Origin of the sequence: Pseudomonas sp. RG1 (assembly GCF_025910115.1) — a bacterium.
Taxonomy (GTDB): domain Bacteria; phylum Pseudomonadota; class Gammaproteobacteria; order Pseudomonadales; family Pseudomonadaceae; genus Aquipseudomonas; species Aquipseudomonas atacamensis.
Genome location: NZ_JAPCIK010000053.1, coordinates 1 through 17,578, shown reverse-complemented (window position 1 = coordinate 17,578; position 17,578 = coordinate 1). Strand labels below are relative to the sequence as shown.

16 protein-coding genes are annotated in these 17,578 nt (G+C 62.0%); 7 read left to right on the top strand and 9 right to left on the bottom strand.

The window, feature by feature from the left end; translation table 11 throughout:
- Nucleotides 1-101: 101 nt before the first annotated feature.
- Nucleotides 102-1,301 carry a formaldehyde dehydrogenase, glutathione-independent gene (fdhA, locus tag OK411_RS25790; protein ID WP_016772834.1) on the top strand — a complete coding sequence of 400 codons (1,200 nt, stop codon included), beginning with the start codon at nt 102-104 and terminating at the stop codon, nt 1,299-1,301.
- 185 nt (nt 1,302-1,486) lie between these two features.
- Nucleotides 1,487-2,050: a DUF2780 domain-containing protein gene (locus tag OK411_RS25785; protein WP_264365871.1), complete on the top strand. Its 564-nt coding sequence runs from the start codon at nt 1,487-1,489 to the stop codon at nt 2,048-2,050.
- A 1-nt stretch (nt 2,051) separates the two neighbouring features.
- On the opposite strand, the gene OK411_RS25780 is transcribed toward OK411_RS25785, so the two are convergent.
- The gene (locus OK411_RS25780) at nt 2,052-2,939 is read right to left on the bottom strand and encodes an acyltransferase (protein ID WP_130927171.1); all 888 of its coding nucleotides are present in this window, start codon (nt 2,937-2,939) and stop codon (nt 2,052-2,054) included.
- A gap of 258 nt (nt 2,940-3,197) precedes the next feature.
- On the opposite strand from OK411_RS25780, the gene OK411_RS25775 reads away from it, so the two are divergent.
- The 4 genes from OK411_RS25775 (at nt 3,198) to creD (ending at nt 7,372) form a co-directional block, all read left to right on the top strand.
- Nucleotides 3,198-3,704 (top strand): ATP-dependent zinc protease, encoded by a 507-nt coding sequence (locus OK411_RS25775; RefSeq protein WP_016772839.1) that lies wholly within the window; start codon nt 3,198-3,200, stop codon nt 3,702-3,704.
- Between the two features lie 69 nt (nt 3,705-3,773).
- Entirely contained in the window at nt 3,774-4,454 is a 681-nt protein-coding gene (gene creB, locus OK411_RS25770; protein ID WP_016772840.1) for a two-component system response regulator CreB, read from the top strand.
- Nucleotides 4,454-5,872 (top strand): two-component system sensor histidine kinase CreC, encoded by a 1,419-nt coding sequence (creC, locus tag OK411_RS25765; RefSeq protein WP_136493079.1) that lies wholly within the window; start codon nt 4,454-4,456, stop codon nt 5,870-5,872. The genes creB and creC overlap by 1 nt, the downstream gene beginning before the upstream one ends.
- 132 nt (nt 5,873-6,004) lie before the next feature.
- On the top strand, nt 6,005-7,372 hold the full coding sequence (gene creD, locus OK411_RS25760) for a cell envelope integrity protein CreD (protein ID WP_264365870.1): 1,368 nt from the start codon (nt 6,005-6,007) through the stop codon (nt 7,370-7,372).
- 181 nt (nt 7,373-7,553) lie between these two features.
- On the opposite strand, the gene OK411_RS25755 is transcribed toward creD, so the two are convergent.
- The 8 genes from OK411_RS25755 to OK411_RS25720 form a co-directional block, all read right to left on the bottom strand.
- Nucleotides 7,554-8,183: a glutathione S-transferase gene (locus OK411_RS25755; protein WP_071173844.1), complete on the bottom strand. Its 630-nt coding sequence runs from the start codon at nt 8,181-8,183 to the stop codon at nt 7,554-7,556.
- 163 nt (nt 8,184-8,346) lie between these two features.
- On the bottom strand, nt 8,347-8,526 hold the full coding sequence (locus OK411_RS25750) for a hypothetical protein (RefSeq protein WP_016772844.1): 180 nt from the start codon (nt 8,524-8,526) through the stop codon (nt 8,347-8,349).
- Nucleotides 8,523-9,653: a PepSY-associated TM helix domain-containing protein gene (locus OK411_RS25745; RefSeq protein WP_243242377.1), complete on the bottom strand. Its 1,131-nt coding sequence runs from the start codon at nt 9,651-9,653 to the stop codon at nt 8,523-8,525. Before OK411_RS25745 ends, OK411_RS25750 begins: the two co-directional genes overlap by 4 nt.
- A 74-nt stretch (nt 9,654-9,727) precedes the next feature.
- Nucleotides 9,728-12,154 (bottom strand): TonB-dependent siderophore receptor, encoded by a 2,427-nt coding sequence (locus OK411_RS25740; RefSeq protein ID WP_264365869.1) that lies wholly within the window; start codon nt 12,152-12,154, stop codon nt 9,728-9,730.
- A 259-nt stretch (nt 12,155-12,413) separates the two neighbouring features.
- The gene (locus OK411_RS25735) at nt 12,414-13,388 is read right to left on the bottom strand and encodes a FecR domain-containing protein (protein ID WP_264365868.1); all 975 of its coding nucleotides are present in this window, start codon (nt 13,386-13,388) and stop codon (nt 12,414-12,416) included.
- Complete coding sequence (locus tag OK411_RS25730; RefSeq protein ID WP_166554767.1) at nt 13,385-13,861, bottom strand: RNA polymerase sigma factor; 477 nt, start codon at nt 13,859-13,861, stop codon at nt 13,385-13,387. Before OK411_RS25730 ends, OK411_RS25735 begins: the two co-directional genes overlap by 4 nt.
- 346 nt (nt 13,862-14,207) lie before the next feature.
- Nucleotides 14,208-14,915, bottom strand: coding sequence for a PolC-type DNA polymerase III (locus tag OK411_RS25725; RefSeq protein WP_252877015.1), 708 nt, complete (start codon nt 14,913-14,915; stop codon nt 14,208-14,210).
- Entirely contained in the window at nt 14,912-16,846 is a 1,935-nt protein-coding gene (locus tag OK411_RS25720) for a DUF294 nucleotidyltransferase-like domain-containing protein (protein WP_319636920.1), read from the bottom strand. Before OK411_RS25720 ends, OK411_RS25725 begins: the two co-directional genes overlap by 4 nt.
- Nucleotides 16,847-17,101: 255 nt before the next feature.
- On the opposite strand from OK411_RS25720, the gene OK411_RS25715 reads away from it, so the two are divergent.
- Nucleotides 17,102-17,548 (top strand): response regulator, encoded by a 447-nt coding sequence (locus OK411_RS25715; protein ID WP_264365866.1) that lies wholly within the window; start codon nt 17,102-17,104, stop codon nt 17,546-17,548.
- Nucleotides 17,549-17,578 lie beyond the last annotated feature (30 nt).

Below are 17,578 nucleotides of genomic sequence, written 5' to 3'. Positions count from 1 at the left end.
CCATAACAAACAACGCAAGACCAACAAGCAATACCCGAGCACTCAACGCGCTGCCCAACCGGGGCAACGCAGTTCCATAAAAACAACAGCGAGGTGAAAGCATGTCTGGCAATCGTGGTGTGGTGTATCTCGGCGCTGGCAAGGTCGAAGTACAGAAAATCGACTATCCGAAAATGCAGGACCCGCGTGGTCGCAAGATCGAGCACGGGGTCATTCTCAAAGTGGTTTCCACCAACATCTGCGGCTCCGACCAGCACATGGTGCGCGGCCGAACCACGGCGCAGACCGGTCTGGTGCTGGGTCACGAAATCACCGGCGAGGTGATCGAAAAGGGCTCTGACGTCGAAAACCTGAAGATCGGCGATCTGGTCTCCGTACCGTTCAACGTAGCTTGCGGGCGCTGCCGTTCCTGCAAGGAGCAACACACCGGCGTCTGCCTGACCGTCAACCCGGCCCGTGCCGGCGGCGCATACGGTTACGTCGACATGGGTGACTGGACCGGTGGCCAGGCCGAATACGTGCTGGTGCCGTACGCCGACTTCAACCTGCTGAAACTGCCGGATCGCGACAAGGCCATGGAGAAAATCCGCGACCTGACCTGCCTCTCCGACATCCTCCCGACCGGTTACCACGGCGCGGTTACTGCCGGCGTTGGCCCGGGCAGCTCCGTGTACATTGCCGGCGCCGGCCCGGTCGGTCTGGCCGCTGCCGCTTCCGCACGTTTGCTCGGTGCGGCGGTGGTGATTGTCGGCGACGTCAACACCATCCGCCTGGCCCACGCCAAGGCCCAGGGTTTTGAGGTCGTCGACCTGTCCAAGGACACCCCGCTGCACGAACAGATCGCCGCGCTGCTGGGCGAGCCGGAAGTCGACTGTGCGGTGGACTGCGTCGGTTTCGAAGCCCGCGGCCACGGCCACGACGGCGTCAAGGCCGAAGCCCCGGCCACGGTGCTCAACTCACTGATGGGCGTGGTGCGCGTTGCCGGCAAGATCGGTATCCCGGGCCTTTACGTCACCGAAGATCCGGGCGCCGTCGACGCTGCCGCGAAAATGGGCAGCCTGAGCATCCGCTTCGGCCTGGGCTGGGCCAAATCCCACAGCTTCCACACCGGCCAGACTCCAGTGATGAAGTACAACCGCCAGTTGATGCAGGCGATCATGTGGGACCGCATCAACATTGCCGAAGTGGTCGGCGTGCAAGTGATCAGCCTCGATCAGGCGCCGGAAGGTTACGGCGAGTTCGATGCCGGCGTGCCGAAGAAGTTTGTGATTGATCCGCATAAGTTGTTCAGTGCGGCGTAAGGTTTTAGCGCAACGCAAAACGGCGACCTCAGGGTCGCCGTTTTTATTGCCGCATTTTCACATTTTCTCGACGGATCGTGGCTGAGAATGGTTCTGCAACCCGGAACATGCCACCGGATCCCCGGTCAAACCGGCAGTTTCGTCGCCGTTGTCCGGTGGCAGCTTTTTCCCAAGAGGATGTCTGAATGAAGATTTCACGCGGTTTTGCCCTGGCATCGCTCCTGACCCTGGCCGCCGGGCCGGTGTTTGCCGGGTTCAGTTTGAACGACGTGGCCGGTGCGGTAGCGGGGATGCAGGGTGGTGACAAGGCGGCCGCTGCGGCGCCGACCTCGGAGACCGCTGGTTTGTTGAGTGCCCTGAGTGCGCTGGACGTCACGCCGGAGCAGGCTGTTGGCGGTACCAGTGCGATGCTTGGGCTGGCAAAGAATCAGTTGAGCAGCACCGACTACTCGCAATTGGCCAAGGAAGTGCCGGGCATCGACAAGTTGTCCGGTGGCAGCGGCAATCTGGCGGCGCTCGGGGCTTTGCTCGGTTCGTCCGGCAAGTCCGCCGGGCTTGAAAATGCGCTGGGCAATGTCAAAGACAGCAACGACCTCAACAACGCGTTCAGCGCGCTGGGCATGGACAGCGGCATGATCGGCCAGTTTGCCCCGGTGTTGCTGCAATACCTCGGTCAGCAGGGCGTCGGCGGTTCGCTGTTGAGCAGCCTGGGCAGCATCTGGGGTGTCGGCACCGGCACCGGCACTTGAGTCAGCGGCGCTCGTTGCGCAGCTCGACGATGCGCTGATCCTTCTCGGTCCAGAGCTGGTTGACCCAGTTCTGGACGTGTTGGCGAAAGGCCGGATCTTTCTCGTAATCGCCTTGCCACAGCGCCGGGTCGAGTTCGCGGGTCCTGATGTCGATGATCACCCGCGGCACGTTGCCGCTGATCAGGTCCCAGAACCCCGGGATTTTTTCCTGCGGATACACCACCGTCACATCGAGCATCGCGTCGAGTTGTTCACCCATCGCCGCCAGCACGAACGCCACGCCGCCGGCCTTGGGTTTGAGCAAGTGGTTGAACGGTGATTCCTGCTGGGTGCTTTTCGCCAGGGTGTAGCGCGTGCCTTCCAGATAATTCACCACCGTCACCGGCTGGCGCTTGAACAGCTCGCACGCCGCTTTGGTGATTTCCAGATCCTTGCCCGCCAGCTCGGGGTTCTTTGCCAGAAAGGCTTTGGTGTAGCGCTTCATGAACGGGTAATCCAGCGCCCACCACGCCAAGCCGAGGAACGGCACCCAGATCAGCTCTTTCTTCAGAAAGAACTTGAAGAACGGCGTGCGCCGGTTGAGGGTCTGGATCAGTGCCGGAATGTCGACCCACGATTGATGGTTGCTGACCACCAGATAGGACGTGTCGCGGCGCAGATCGTCGCCGCCGCGAATGTCCCACTGCGTCGGGATGCACAGCCGGAAGATCAGCTTGTCGATCTCGGCCCAGGTCTCGGCGATCCACATCACCGCCCCCGATGCGTAATCCCGCCAGCGCCCAGGTGCAACCAGCTTGAGCAGGGCGAACACCATCAACGGCCCGATCAGGATCAGGGTGTTGAGCAACAGCAGCAGGGTGACGAAACAGCCGGTGAGCAGGCGGCGCATAAGCAACTCTATGAAGTGGCAGGGGCGAGCCATGATAAGCAGCTTCGCGCAGCAGGCCAAATCGGCGCTGACGAATGTTTCACTTCAGTCCCGTTAACCTGATCGTTCCCACGCTCTGCGTGGTAACGCCGCCCGGGACGCTCCGCGTCCCCTGTGACGCAGAGCGTCACTGGATGCATTCCCACGCAGAGCGTGGGAACGATCAACCGCGCGACGGTCTAAAATGCCGTTGCCCAACCTCCCAAGGAAGCCCCTTACGTGAAATCCCTCCTTGCTCTGTTTGCCCTCGTTGCGCTGCCGGTCATGGCCGCCGAGCCGACGCTGTACGGTCGCTACGAATACATCGCGCTGCCGGAAATCGGTGGCGAAGTGCTCAAGGCCAAGATGGACACTGGCGCGCTGACCGCCTCGCTGTCGGCCAAGGACATCGAGACCTTCACCCGCGATGGCGAAGACTGGGTGCGTTTCCGCCTCGCCACCAAGGACGCCAGCAACAAGGTTTTCGAGCACAAGGTCGCGCGCATCAGCAAGATCAAAAGCCGTTCCGACGAGGACGATGAAGAGCGCGACAGCAGCGATGTCGCCAAGCGCCCGGTGGTCGATCTGGAACTGTGCCTGGGCAACGTCAAGCGCACCGTCGAGGTCAACCTGACCGACCGCAGCCACTTCAACTATCCGCTGCTGATCGGCGCCAAGGCCTTGCGCGAGTTCGGCGCGGCGGTCAACCCGGCGCGGCGTTACACCGCCGACAAGCCTGACTGCTAAGTGGTCTGATTGACGTAACCCCGGGCTTGGGGCACCGTTCGCGCACTAACTGCCACGGGCTCGGACGCCATGCCGCACATCCTGATTGTCGAAGACGAAGCGGCGATTGCCGACACATTGATTTTTGCCTTGCAGGGCGAGGGGTTCAGCACCACGTGGCTGAACCTCGGCGCGGCGGCGCTGGAGCATCAGCGGCAAACCCCGGCCGACCTGATCATTCTCGATATCGGTCTGCCGGACATCAGTGGCTTCGAAACCTGCAAGCAGTTGCGGCGTTTCACGGAAGTGCCGGTGCTGTTTCTCAGTGCCCGCGACGCCGAGATCGACCGCGTGGTGGGTCTGGAGATCGGTGCCGACGATTACGTGGTCAAGCCGTTCAGCCCGCGTGAAGTGGCGGCGCGGGTCAAAGCCATCCTCAAGCGCATGGCGCCGCGCCCAACCCTGGAAGCAGGCTCAACGCTGTTTCGCATCGATGCCGAACGCGTGCAGATCAGCTATCGCGGCCAGCCGCTGAGCCTGACCCGCCATGAATTCCGCTTGTTGCAATGCCTGCTCGAACAACCTGAGCGGGTGTTCAGCCGCGAGCAATTGCTCGATGCGCTGGGCGTAGCGGCAGACGCCGGTTACGAACGCAGCATCGACAGCCACATCAAAAGCCTGCGCGCCAAGTTGCGCCTGGTGCGTGCCGAGGCCGAGCCGATCCAGACCCATCGCGGCCTCGGTTACAGTTACAGCCCGGGGCACAGCTGATGTCGTTGGGGCTGCGGATCTTTCTGGTGTACGTGCTGTTTGTCGGCCTGACCGGCTATTTCGTCCTCAACACCGTGATGGAAGAAATTCGCCCCGGCGTGCGCCAGTCCACCGAAGAGACGCTGGTCGACACCGCCAACCTGATGGCTGAAATCCTGCGCGACGATTTCAAGGCCGGCACCCTCAGCGAGAACCGCTGGCCGCAATTGCTCCGCGCCTATGGCGAGCGCCAGCCGCAAGCGACCATCTGGGGCTTGCCGAAGAACCAGGTCAACCACCGCATCTACGTCACCGACGCCAAGGGCATCGTCGTGCTCGACTCCAGCGGCGTCGCAGTCGGCCAGGATTATTCACGCTGGAACGATGTTTACCTGACCCTGCGCGGCGAGTACGGCGCGCGCTCCAGCCGTAGCGATCCTGACGATCCGAGCTCTTCAGTGATGCACGTCGGTGCGCCGATCCGCGACAACGGCAAGATCATCGGCGTGGTCACCGTGGCCAAGCCCAACAGTTCGCTGCAACCCTACGTCGATCGCACCGAGCGGCGCTTGCTGTTTTACGGCGCCGGACTGATCGGCCTCGGCCTGCTGTTCGGTGCTTTGCTCTCATGGTGGCTGAGCCGCGCGCTGCACCGTTTGACCGGTTATGCCCAAGCGGTGAGCGAAGGCCGGCGCGTGGAAGTGCCGCATTATCGCGGCGGCGAACTGGAGCAACTGGCGACGGCGGTCGAGCAGATGCGCACGCAGCTCGAAGGCAAGGCCTACGTCGAGCGCTACGTGCACACCCTGACCCATGAATTGAAAAGTCCGCTGGCGGCGATCCGGGGCGCAGCGGAGCTGCTGCAAAGCGAGATGCCGGCCGTCCAGCGTTTGCGCTTTGTCAGCAACATCGACAGCGAAAGCGCGCGGATGCAGCAGTTGATCGAGCGCCTGCTCAACCTGGCGCAAGTCGAACAACGCCAAGGGCTGGAAGAACGGGTGGCAGTGCCGCTGGCGGCGTTGGTCGCAGAACTGCTCAAGGCGCAGGCCGCGCGGATCGAGGGCAAGCAACTGCGCGTCGAGCAAGCGATCGGCGAGGATCTGCTGCTGGTTGGCGAGCCGTTTCTGCTGCGCCAGGCGTTGGGCAATCTGCTGGAAAACGCGCTTGATTTCACTCCGGCGCAGGGCTTGTTGCGCTTGCGTGCCGAGCGTGTTGGCGAGCAGGTCGAGTTCCGCCTGTTCAACCAGACCATGCCGATTCCCGATTACGCCTTGCCACGCCTGACCGAACGCTTCTACTCGTTGCCGCGCCCGGACAGCGGACGCAAGAGCACCGGGCTGGGGCTGAACTTCGTTGAGGAAGTGGTCAAGCTGCATGGCGGGGTGATGCGCATTGGCAATGTCGAGGGCGGGGTTGAGGTGGTATTGCGCTTGCCTTGAAACCCAGTCGCGGCCTTCGCGAGCAGGCTCGCTCCCGCAGGGGAATGCATTCTCCACACAATCTCCATATTCCCCCCACACTGCCACCACACCGTATCAGCAGACTCCTCCCATCCAAACAGGGAGAGTCCCATGAACAAGAATCTGACCATCAAACTCGGCGCGATCGCCTTGCTGATCCTGCTGTTGCTGATCCCGTTGCTGATGATCGACGGCATCATCGATGAGCGTCAGCAACTGCGCGACGGTGTGCTCGAAGACATCGCGCGCAGTTCCAGTTACAGCCAGCAGCTGACCGGACCGGTCATGGTAGTGCCGTATCGCAAGGTGGTGCGCAGCTGGAAGACCAACGAGAAAACCAACAAGCGCTACGAAGAAGTCAGCGAAGCGCGCGGGCGTTTGTACTTTCTGCCGGAGCGTTTTGAACTCGACGGCCAAGTGCAGACCGAGCTGCGCAAACGCGGTATTTACGAGGCACGGCTGTTTCACGCCGATAACCGTATCGACGGGCATTTTTCCCTGCCGGCGCAACTGGGTATCAAGGAGAATTTTGCCGATTACCAATTCGACGCGCCGTTCCTCGCCGTGGGTATCAGCGATATTCGTGGCATCGAAAACGCGCTGAAACTCGAGCTCGGCGGCCAGCAACTGGACTTCGTGCCCGGCAGCGAAGTGGCCTGGATCGGCGAGGGCGTACACGTCACCCTGCCGGCGCTCGACGCCAGCAAAGCCACGCAACTGACCTTCGGTTTCGACCTGCGCCTGCAAGGCACCGGCTCGCTGCGTGTGGTGCCGGTGGGCAAGACCAGCAGCGTCAGCCTCGCCGCCAATTGGCCGCACCCCAGCTTCGTCGGCAACTTCCTGCCGGCCAAGCGCGAGATCAACGATCAGGGTTTCAGCGCCGACTGGCAGACCTCGTTTTTCTCCACCAACCTGCAAGAGGCGATGGAGCGCTGCGTCGCTGGCGACTGTGATGCACTCAACGGGCGCAGCTTCGGCGTCAGCTTCATCGATCCGGTGGATCAGTACCTGAAGAGCGATCGGGCGATCAAATATGCGCTGCTGTTCATCGTCCTCACCTTCGCCGGTTTCTTCCTCTTCGAAGTGCTCAAGAGCCTGGCGGTGCACCCGGTGCAATATGCCTTGGTCGGTGTCGCGCTGGCATTCTTCTACCTGCTGCTGTTGTCGCTGTCGGAACACATCGGTTTTGCGCTGGCGTATCTGTTGTCGGCGAGTGGCTGCATGTTGTTGATCGGCTTCTATGTCAGCCACGTCCTGCGCAGCGCGCGGCATGGCTTGAGTTTCTCGGCCGGGCTGGCGGCGCTGTATGGCCTGCTGTACGGCTTGCTCAGCGCCGAGGATTACGCGCTGTTGATGGGCTCGCTGATGCTGTTCGGTCTGCTCGGGGTGTTCATGGTGCTCACGCGCAAACTGGACTGGTACGGGATTGGTTTGAAGCCGGCCAGGCCGCTGGAGTTTGACGTGGAGGCGATGCAATGAGCGGGTGGCTTGGGTTACGCGAGGAACAGCGGGAAGCGGAGGTTTTGGTGACGCTGCTTATTGCGTCACTACCTCCGAAACCGAGTTGGTGCATTCGCGAGCAAGCTCGCTCCCACATTGGAATGTGGTCAACTGTGGGAGCGAGCCTGCTCGCGAAGAGGCCGGAACAGGCAGCCCAGATCTAGGGCTTGGGCATCGTCGCCACCATGGACGGTCGCTGACTCACCTCGAAATACCAGTTGGCCAGTTGCGGATTGGCTGCACGCCAGTCCATGTCCGGGAAGCGCAGATCCAGATAGCCCAGCGCGCAGGCCACGCTGATCGCCGCGACATCGAAGTGGCTGGTCAGCTCGGCAATCGCTTCGCTCTCCAGCACGGCGAGGGCGCGGCGGATCTTGTCGCGCTGGGCGTCGAGCCATTCGTCCCAGTGTTTTTCCACCGGGCGCAGCACGGTTTCATAACGCACCATCACCGAGGCATCCATGATCCCGTCGGCCATCGACGCCAGGGTCAGGCGCCGCCAGCGCGCCGCACCTTCACGGGGGATCAGCGGATTGCCGACGTGCTGCTGGTCGAGGTACTCGAGGATGACGCGGCTGTCATGGATGACATTGCCATCGGCCAGGCGCAGGGCGGGGATCTTGCTCAACGGGTTGTCGGCGATCAGCGCCGGGTTCGGGCTGACCGGGCTGAGCACACAGTCCTGCAGCGCGACACGATCCTGCTGACCGGTTTCGTGCAGCAGCACCATGACCTTGCGGACAAAGGGCGACAGGGTGTTGTGGTACAGGGTCATGCTGGGGGCGGACATGGGCAAGGTCTCGATCAGGACAATGATCGGGCAGCATAGCCTGCTCGAGTCCGGCGCAGAACCCATGTGGGAGCGAGCCTGCTCGCGAAGGCGTCGTGACAGTCGACTGTGATGTTGAATGTGAGGGCGCTTTCGCGAGCAGGCTCGCTCCCACAAGGGATTCTCAGCTTCGCGGCAGAAAACCTCTTATCGCCAGAAATGCCGGCACACCAAGCCCGACCCAGCTCAAGGCATCCCAGATTCCATCCCCCAGCAACGCCGCAAACAGCCCCGCCGCACTGAGCAGGGCGATCACGATCGGTGTACTGAAAACCTTCCAGAAACTCGACTGACGCGGCTTCATGCCGAGGCCTCCGCCGTTTCCAGAACAGGCTTGGCCGCCTTGCGCCGCACTACCCAAAGGTAAACGCCACTGGCCAACACAATGATTGTCAGCACATCCAGGGTTGCCCAGAGAATCTTCATCGGCATGCCGCCGTAGTCACCAAAGTGCAGCGGCTGCGACATGCCCATGGCGTCCATGTACCACGGCCGTTCGGCCACGGCGGTGACTTGCAGCGTCGTGGCATCGATCAGCACCGGCGTCAGCAGATGCGAGGTCAGGTGCGTGCCGCCCTTCATGAACACCGCGTAATGGTGCTCGCTGGAAAAACGGGTGCCGGGGAAGGCGATGAAATCCGGCTTCATCCCCGGTGCGACTTCCTCGGCGATGTCGAGCAGCCGCGTAGCCGGCGCCAGTTGGGTCAGCGGCGGCGCATCGCGATACGGCGCGATCAGCGTGGTCAACGCGTCGTTGCGCCAGGCGGCGATGAGCAGGTCGGCGCAGGCGCTGATCACCCCGGTCACGCCCACCACCAGGCACCAGGTCAGGGTCACGACGCCAATCAAATTGTGCAGATCGAGCCAGCGCAGCCGCGTTGATTTGTCCTGACGCACCGTGCCGAATTTCAAGCGGCGCATGAACGGCAGGTACAGCACCGTGCCGGAGATGATCGCCACGACAAACAACAGACCCATGAACGCCAGCAGCAGCTTGCCCGGCAGCCCGGCGAACATGTCGACGTGCAGGCGCAGGATGAACAGCATCAAGCCACCGTTGGCCGAAGGGGTTTCCAGCGCTTCGCCAGTGCGCGCATCGAGCATGAAGGTGTGCGAAGAGTTCGGCTCGGTGTCGGCCGTCCTGGCCATGATCGCGAACGCCGCGTTCGGCTCTTCGTCGTCATAACCGAAGTACTGCATGACTTCGCCCGGGCGATGTTTCTGCGCGGCATCGACCAGTTGCTGCAGATCGAGTTGCGGCGTGTCGGCCGGCATCTCGCGCAGTTCCGGGGCGTTGCCCAGCGCGTGATCAATCTCGTGGCTGAAAATCAGCGGCAGACCGGTCAGCGCCAGCATCAGCAGGAACACGGTGCAGATCAGGCTGGTCCAGGTGTGGATGAACGACCAGCGGCGGATGGTTTTACTTTTCATTGCATGACCTTCAAAAACACCAAAGCCGTCCGGTACGGACGGCCTGGGAACAGGGCCTGTTTCAGCTCACTGGCTTACCACTTGTAAGTGGCGCTGGCGACGACACTGCGCTGGTCGCCGTAGTAGCAATAGAAGCTGTCGCAGGTGGAAATGTAGTCCTTGTCGAACAGGTTGGTCGCGTTCACCGCCAGCGATGCACCTTTGAGACTGTTGTCCAGACGGCCCAGATCATAATGCACGCTGGCGTCGAACACGGTATAGGCATCGGCCTTGCCCAGCCAGGTGTTGGCCTTGTCGCCGTAGGTGTTGCCGGTGTAGCGCACGCCGGCACCGATACCGAAACCGTCGAGCACGCCGGCGTGCCAGGTGTAGTCGGTCCACAGCGAGGCTTGTTGGTTGGGCATCAGTTGCAGGCGGTTGCCCTTGTCGACGCCTTTCTGCACTTCGGACTTGGCCAGGGTGTAGGCGGCGATGACTTTGAGGTTGTCGGTCACATCCGACACCGCTTCGAGCTCAAGGCCTTTGACCTTCACTTCGCCGGTCTGGCTGGTCACTGAAACGTTATTGACGAAGGTGTTCACCGCGACGTTCTTCTGGGTCAGGTCATACACGGCGGCGGTCAGCAGGGTCTTGCTGCCCGGAGGCTGGTATTTGATGCCCAGTTCCCACTGCTTGCCTTCGGTCGGCTTGAGCGAGCCGGTCGAGGTGGCATCGGCGCCCGTGGTCGGCTGGAACGATTCGGCGTAGGACAGGTACGGCACGAAGCCGTTGTCGAAGACGTAACTGAGCGCCGCGTTGCCGCTGAATTTCTTGTCGCGCTGGGTGTTGGTGGCGTCGCTCTGGTTGATGAATTGGGTGCTGGTGTGGACCCAGTCTTCACGGCCGCCGAGGGTCAGGCGCCACTGGTCGAGAGCCATTTGGTCCTGCACGTAGAGACCGGTCTGGTAGGTCTTCTGGTTGTAGTCGTAAAACGCGGTGGAGCGTGCTGGACGTATGATCGGCTGGCCGTAGATCGGGTTGATGACGTTGGTTTGCAGACCATCGCCAAAGATCGAGGTGTAGTTGGTGTTGCTGCGCTGGTGATCCAGACCCAGCAGCAAGGTGTGGCGAATCTCACCCGTGGCGAAGTCGGCCTGGAAGTTGTTGTCCACGGCAAACTGGCTGATGTCTTCGTCGACGCTGGTGCTGGTGCGGCCGACGTTGCCTTCTGCATCCACGGTGGTGAACGGATAGGAACCAGGGGTCAGCGACTGGAACGACAGGTCCGACTTGGTGTAGCGCAGGTTCTGTTTGAACTGCCAGACATCGTTCAATCGATGTTCGAAGGCATAACCCAGCGCGTAGTAGGTGCGGTCGTAGTATTCCCAATCCGGATCGCCGAGATTCTTGTGATGGGAAATATCACCGAGCGGCGATTTGATCTTCGTGCCCTGGATCGGCAGAAACTGGCTGGTGATGCCGGTGTCATCGCGGGTGAACTGGCTCAGCAGAGTGAGTTTGGTGTCGTCATCGATGTTCCAGGTCAGGCTCGGCGCGATGTTGTAGCGCTTGTTGTCGACGTGGTCGACCTGGGTGCCGCTGTCGCGCACCACGCCGCTGAGGCCATAGAGAAACTGCCCGGCCTCATCGATCTTGCCGGTGCTGGCGAAGTTGATCTGTCGGTGGTTGTCGCTGCCGTATTGCAGCTGGATTTCGCTGCTGGCCTCCGCGCTCGGGCGGCGGCTGACCATGTCGAGCAAACCGCCCGGCGGGGTCTGGCCGTACACCGACGAGGCCGGACCGCGGAGCAGGGCGAGGCGGTCGAGGTTCCAGGTTTCCTGTTTCGGGTTGGCGTACACGCCTTTGGGCAGCGGCAGGCCATCGAGGAACTGGGTCGGTTCGAAACCGCGCACGCGCAGCCAGTCGGCGCGGGTGTCGCTGCCGTAGCTGCTGGCGGTGATGCCCGGCATGTAGCGCACCGCGTCGTCGAGGCTGTGCACGCTGCGGTCGTCCATTTGCTGGCGGGTTGCCACCGAAATCGAACGCGGTGCTTCGACCAGGGCGGTATCGGTCTTGGTGCCGGCGGCGGTGCGGGTCGCGGTGTAGCCTTCGACCGGGCCCCAGGCGCTTTCGAAGTTTTCCACGCCGATGACCGAAGTTTCCGGCAGGGCCAGCGTGCCTTCCGGCACGGCCACCAAGGTGTAAGTGCCGGCGGTGCTCTGTTCCAGCTGCAGACCGGTGCCGCGCAAAGCCCCGCGCAGGGCACCGGCGGCGTCGTACTGGCCGTTGACCGGCGCCGAGGTTTTGCCGGCGGCCAGCGCAGGATTGAGCGACAGGGCGAGGCCGCCCTGGCTGGCGATCTGGTTCAGGGTGGTCGACAGCGGCGCCGCCGGCAGGTTGTAGGCGCGCACGCTGGACGCTTGCTCAGCGGCGAGCAACGGACTGCTGATCAGCGGCGTGCCGAAAGCGATGGCAAAAGCCAGCAGACTGGGGCGCAACAAGGTGTCTGGCGAACGGGACATACGGCGGCTCCTGAATGGAAATATTTCTCAATTGCCTGTGTGCCGGACGAGATTGGAAAAGTGATAGGGCTGGGTGGAAATTCTTTTTTTGTTGGAAATGGTTGTGCGGCTGATGGCGCCTTCGCGAGCAGGCTCGCTCCCACATTGATCGTTCCCACGCTCCGCGTGGGAATGCCTCAATGGACGCTCTGCGTCCGCTTCGGCAGGGACGCAGAGCGTCCCGGGCTGCATTCCCACGCAGAGCGTGGGAACGATCATGTCAAGGGGCGGAGGGCTCCGCCTTCGCCACGGTGACCCAATACGGCGTATGCCGCTCGATCTGCACTGGCAGAGTCGGCAGCAATGCACTCAGTGCCTTGTCGGTGTCATGCAACGGAAAACTGCCGGTAATGCGCAGATCGGCCACTTCCGGCGCCACGCCCAGATGCCCGCGACGATAGCGCCCCAACTCGTGCACCAGATCGCCCAGCCGGGCGTTGTCCACCACCAGCATGCCGCGCGTCCAGGCATCGGCGCCGGGGGCGAGGGCGGCAATCGAGCCCAGCCCGTCACTGCGCAACAGCACCTGCTGGCCTTCGCGCAGAACCAGTTCTTGCGGGTTGGCCTGGACATGGGCCGCGACCGCCGACTGCAACACGCTCAGGCGTGTGCCATCGTCCTCGCGCTTGACCAGAAACCGCGTGCCCAGCGCGCGCATGCTGCCTTCGCGGGTTTCGACGATAAACGGCCGCGCGTCGCCATGCCCGGTCTCGACGAGAATTTCGCCTTCCTGCAACACGATCAAGCGGCGCTTGTCATCGAAGCGCACGTCGACCGCGCTGTGGGTATTTAGATTGAGCAGGGTGCCGTCGGACAGGCGCACGGTACGCTGTTCACCGGTGGCGGTGCGCTGATCGGCGAGCCAGTAATCCAGCGGCAGATAACGTTCACTGACAAACAGCCCCAGACCGATGATCACCACGACACTGGCCAGCCCGCTGCCGAGTTTGCGCACGCGCCGGCGAATGCCTTCGCGCGATTGCAGCAACGCGCTTCGGGCCGGGCCTTTGGCGACGCTGAAACGCTGATCGAGCATGCCCAACTGACGCCACGCGCGGGCGTGTTCTTCATGGGCGGCATGCCATTTAGCGAATTCTTCACGCTCCAGCGCGGTGCTCGAGTCGAGGGTCAATTGCCAGGCGATCGCCGCGTCCAGCACATGCGCCGGCACCGGCCGCGAACTGGCCGCGGTCATGTCGGTTCACCGTATAGGGCGATGTAGCACTGGCGCAGGCCTTGGGCCAGGTACTGCCGCACGCGTGGCACCGATACGCCGAGTTTGCCGGCGATCTCGGCGTGGCTGAGGCCGTCGAGGCGGTTGTACAGGAAGGCCGCGCGGGCCTTGGTCGACAACTTGCCGAGCAGGCGATCAATGGCTTTGAGGTCGTCGAGGATCATTTGCTGTTCTTCCACCGAAGGCTGCTCGTCTTCGGGGATCAGCATCAGTTCGGTGAGGTAGGCCTGTTCCAGCGCGGCGCGGCGGAAGTAGTCGAACAACAGGCCTTTGGCGATCGCCACCAGAAACGCCCGAGGTTCGCGCGGCGTCAGCAGTTCGTCGCGGTTGAGCAGGCGCACGAACGTGTCCTGGCTCAGGTCTTCGGCACGCTGCGGACACGCCACATTGCGCCGCAACCACGCCAGCAGCCAACCGCGATGGTCGCGATACATCGCACCGACGAGCTCACTGTGGGGGTTGCGCACTGACGACACCGGACATCACCGATTGGGAAGTGTTAACTAACGAGAATAGTTCGCGATTCTGGCAGAGGTGGGAATGGTTAGCAATTGGCCACTGGTCAGGTGATGAATCAAGGGCAGCCCCTCACCCTAGCCCTCTCCCGGAGGGAGAGGGGACCGAATGGGGGATGCTGCAGAAATACATCGACCTGAATAAATCGCTGTGAATCCATAATCGACCCATTGTTTCAGGTCGATGTATGACGCAAGACACCTCGATCGGCTCCCTCTCCCTCTGGGAGAGGGCTGGGGTGAGGGGTTTTTGATTTGAATGATTCTAAAAGGACGGCGCCTGCTGCCGCCGCTTCCACTGGCTCAACCGCTGCTGCAACTGCAACGGACTGTAAATCTGCTGCGCCCGCGCGCGGCTGAACAGAATCAATGCCAACTCCGCCGTGGCCAGCGCATCGGCACTCGCGTTATGCCGCTCGAACACTTCAAGCCGGAACCATTCGATCCACTCATCCAGACCGGCCTCGCGAATCTGCGCCTGCGGACATAACAGCGGCGCAATGTCCGCCACATCCAGAAACACATGCTGCAGCTTATGCCCCAAGTGTTCCTTAACTGCACGCCCGAGCATGTGCTGATCGAACGGCGCATGAAACGCCAGCACCGGGCTGTCGCCGATGAACTCCAGCAACTCCAGCAACGCTTCCGCTGGGTCGCTGCCTGCGGCAATTGCACTAGGGCCGAGGCCATGAATCAGCACGCTGGGGCTGAGCTTCAATTCGCGGCATTGCAAGGTGCGTTCGAACTGCTGACGGAAATCGATCGCGCCGTCCTCGATCACCACCGCGCCGATCGACAGAACCCGATCCTTGCTCATATTCAGGCCGGTGGTCTCCAGGTCCAGCACCACCCAGCGCTGCTCGCGCAGGCTGCATTCGCTCAGCTCGGCAAGCGCCGGCAGCTTCGCCAGCCGCTGCTGCAAGTCCGCCGACACCACGGGGCTGGCCGGGCGTAGCCAGGAGAACAGGCTCATAGCTGATACCGCAAGGTCAGGCTGCTTTGCAGGCGCTGCGCCTGGCGCAGGGATTCGCGCAGGATGCGCCGGTCGAGATGATTGAGGCTGTCGGGATCGACGCGGTTGGAGTACGGCTGGTTCTCCCGGGTCTGCAACTGATGCTGCTGCATCCGCGTTTGTTGAATGAAGTGATACGCCTCTTCATACGCCGCGCCGTCGAGCGGCTCGATGACCTCTTTATCGACCAGTTGGCGAAAGCGTTCGAGGGTGTTGTTGGCGTCGATGCCGTTGGCCAGCGCCAGCAAGCGGGCACCGTCGACGAACGGCGTCAGGCCCTGGATTTTCAGATCCAGCGTGGCCTTCTCACCGTTCTTGCGGGCCAGCACGAATTCACGGAAGCGCCCAACGGGAGGGCGATTGCGCTGCGCGTTCTCGGCCAGCATGCGCTGGAACAGACGGTTGTCAGCGACCTGATCGAGGATGCCCCGGCGCAATTGCTCGCAGCCTTGCTCATCGCCCCAGACCACGCGCAGGTCGAAATAAATGCTCGAGCCCAGCAGGTTCTCCGGCGTGGCTTCGCGGATGAACGCCGCGAAGCGCCGCGCCCATTCGGCCCGCGACAGACACAGCTCGGGATTGCCGGCCATGATGTTGCCCTTGCACAGAGTGAAACCGCACTGCGCCAGGCTCTGGTTGATCTGCTGGGCAATCGGCAGCAGCTTGCCGCGAATCTCTGCTGCGTGCGCGGCATCGCGGGCATCGAACAGGATGCCGTTGTCCTGGTCGGTGTGCAGCGTCTGCTCGCGCCGACCCTCGCTGCCGAAACACAGCCAGCTGAACGGCACGCCCGGGTCGCCCTTTTCGGCGAGGGTCAGTTCGATCACCCGACACACAGTGTGATCGTTGAGCAGGGTGATGATGTGAGTGATCTGCGTCGACGACGCGCCGTGGGCGAGCATGCGCTCGACCAGTTGGCCGATCTCGCCGCGCAAGGTCACCAGTTGTTCGACCCGTTGCGCGCTGCGGATGGTCCGGGCCAGGTGCACCAGATCGACCCGTTGCAGGGAGAACAGGTCACGCTCGGACACCACGCCGCACAAGCGCTGATCCTTGACCAGGCAGACGTGAGCAATGTGCCGCTCGGTCATGGCGATCGCCGCATCGAAGGCACTGTGATCCGGCGACAGATAAAACGGTGATCGAGTCATGTGCTGTTCGATGGCGTCGCTGAAATCACCGACACCTTCGGCGACCACATGGCGCAAATCGCGCAGGGTGAAAATCCCCAGCGGCGCCTTGTGCTCATCCACCGCGACGATGCTGCCGACCTGTTGCTCGTGCATCAGCTTCACCGCTTCACGCAGCGGCGTCTCGGCGCTGCAAGTCACCGGATGGCGCATCGCAAGTTCACCGAGACGGGTGTTCAGCGAGTATTGAGTGCCGAGGGTCTCCACGGCTTTTTGCTGGACTTGCTGGTTGACCTGATCGAGCAGGCTGCTCACTCCGCGCAGGGCGAAGTCGCGGAAGGCGCTGGAGAGGGCGAACAGTTTGATGAACGCCAGTTTGTTCAGTTGCAGGCAGAAGGTGTCTTCGCCCGCCAGATGTTCGGTGCGCGTGGCGCGTTCACCGAGCAGAGCCGCCAGCGGAAAGCATTCGCCGGTGGTGATTTCGAAGGTGGTCTCGGTGCCGGGTTTGGTGATGTGCTGGCGTTCGCCGACCACCCGACCCTGTTTGACGATATGAAAGTGTTCCACCGGGCCGTCGGCCGGTTTGATGATGCTCTCGCCCTGGGCGAAAAAACGCAGCTGACATTGCTCCACCAGATAGGCGAGGTGGGCGTGTTCCATCTGATTGAAGGGCGGGAAGCGCTGGAGGAATTGCAGGGTGCCCTGAATGTTCTGCAACACCGCGGTTTTCCCTGCCTGGGTGAAGGCGTCCGCTTTGCTCATAACCATTACCGCAGTCTTTTTCGAATTGTTGTTGTCGGATCGTTGCGACCATGGTCGGCCCCGGCGGGCAGGGTGCCCATTGGACGTAAGTCTAGGTTTTGCCACCATTGGCCGATTTTCGGAAATAACCTACGCAAAAGCTCGGAAAAGCTTGCGCTAGCCACTTGGAAAAAATTCCGACGAAGTGCACATTGAAGCGCTGTCCGGTGATGTCTGACGACTTGCCAGGGATTGTTTGAACATTTAGAGAGCGCCATGTCCGACCACGATATTTTGAGCGACGCCGAGCGGGAAGCGCTCAGCGCAGTTATGCTCGAACCTGATCTGCCGCCGCAGCGTGTCCTGATCGTCGACGACGACAAGGACGCCCGCGAGCTGTTGTCGGAGATTCTCGCGCTGGACGGCATTCGCTGCATGACCGCAGCCAGCGGTGAAACCGCGCTGAAAATGCTCGATGAAAAGCGTTCGATCGGTCTGGTGATTACCGACCTGCGCATGGGCAATGTCGACGGCCTGGAGCTGATTCGCCAGGTGCGTGAATCGGTACGGGCAGCGATGCCGATCATCATCGTCTCCGGCGATGCCGACGTGAAAGACGCGATCGAAGCGATGCATTTGAGCGTGGTGGATTTTCTGCTCAAGCCGATTGATACGGGGAAGCTGCTTGAGTTGGTGAAACACGAATTGGGCATAGAACCCTAAGACATATTTCGCCGCCCAGCAGATGATCGT

Coding starts and splice junctions, on each gene's coding strand:
- fdhA (WP_016772834.1), top strand. CDS start 102: ATGTCTGGCAATCGTGGTGTGGTGTATCTCGGCGCTGGCAAGGTCGAA.
- OK411_RS25785 (WP_264365871.1), top strand. CDS start 1,487: ATGAAGATTTCACGCGGTTTTGCCCTGGCATCGCTCCTGACCCTGGCC.
- OK411_RS25780 (WP_130927171.1), bottom strand. CDS start 2,939: ATGCGCCGCCTGCTCACCGGCTGTTTCGTCACCCTGCTGCTGTTGCTC.
- creB (WP_016772840.1), top strand. CDS start 3,774: ATGCCGCACATCCTGATTGTCGAAGACGAAGCGGCGATTGCCGACACA.
- creC (WP_136493079.1), top strand. CDS start 4,454: ATGTCGTTGGGGCTGCGGATCTTTCTGGTGTACGTGCTGTTTGTCGGC.
- creD (WP_264365870.1), top strand. CDS start 6,005: ATGAACAAGAATCTGACCATCAAACTCGGCGCGATCGCCTTGCTGATC.
- OK411_RS25755 (WP_071173844.1), bottom strand. CDS start 8,183: ATGTCCGCCCCCAGCATGACCCTGTACCACAACACCCTGTCGCCCTTT.
- OK411_RS25750 (WP_016772844.1), bottom strand. CDS start 8,526: ATGAAGCCGCGTCAGTCGAGTTTCTGGAAGGTTTTCAGTACACCGATC.
- OK411_RS25745 (WP_243242377.1), bottom strand. CDS start 9,653: ATGAAAAGTAAAACCATCCGCCGCTGGTCGTTCATCCACACCTGGACC.
- OK411_RS25740 (WP_264365869.1), bottom strand. CDS start 12,154: ATGTCCCGTTCGCCAGACACCTTGTTGCGCCCCAGTCTGCTGGCTTTT.
- OK411_RS25735 (WP_264365868.1), bottom strand. CDS start 13,388: ATGACCGCGGCCAGTTCGCGGCCGGTGCCGGCGCATGTGCTGGACGCG.
- OK411_RS25730 (WP_166554767.1), bottom strand. CDS start 13,861: ATGTATCGCGACCATCGCGGTTGGCTGCTGGCGTGGTTGCGGCGCAAT.
- OK411_RS25725 (WP_252877015.1), bottom strand. CDS start 14,915: ATGAGCCTGTTCTCCTGGCTACGCCCGGCCAGCCCCGTGGTGTCGGCG.
- OK411_RS25720 (WP_319636920.1), bottom strand. CDS start 16,846: ATGAGCAAAGCGGACGCCTTCACCCAGGCAGGGAAAACCGCGGTGTTG.
- OK411_RS25715 (WP_264365866.1), top strand. CDS start 17,102: ATGTCCGACCACGATATTTTGAGCGACGCCGAGCGGGAAGCGCTCAGC.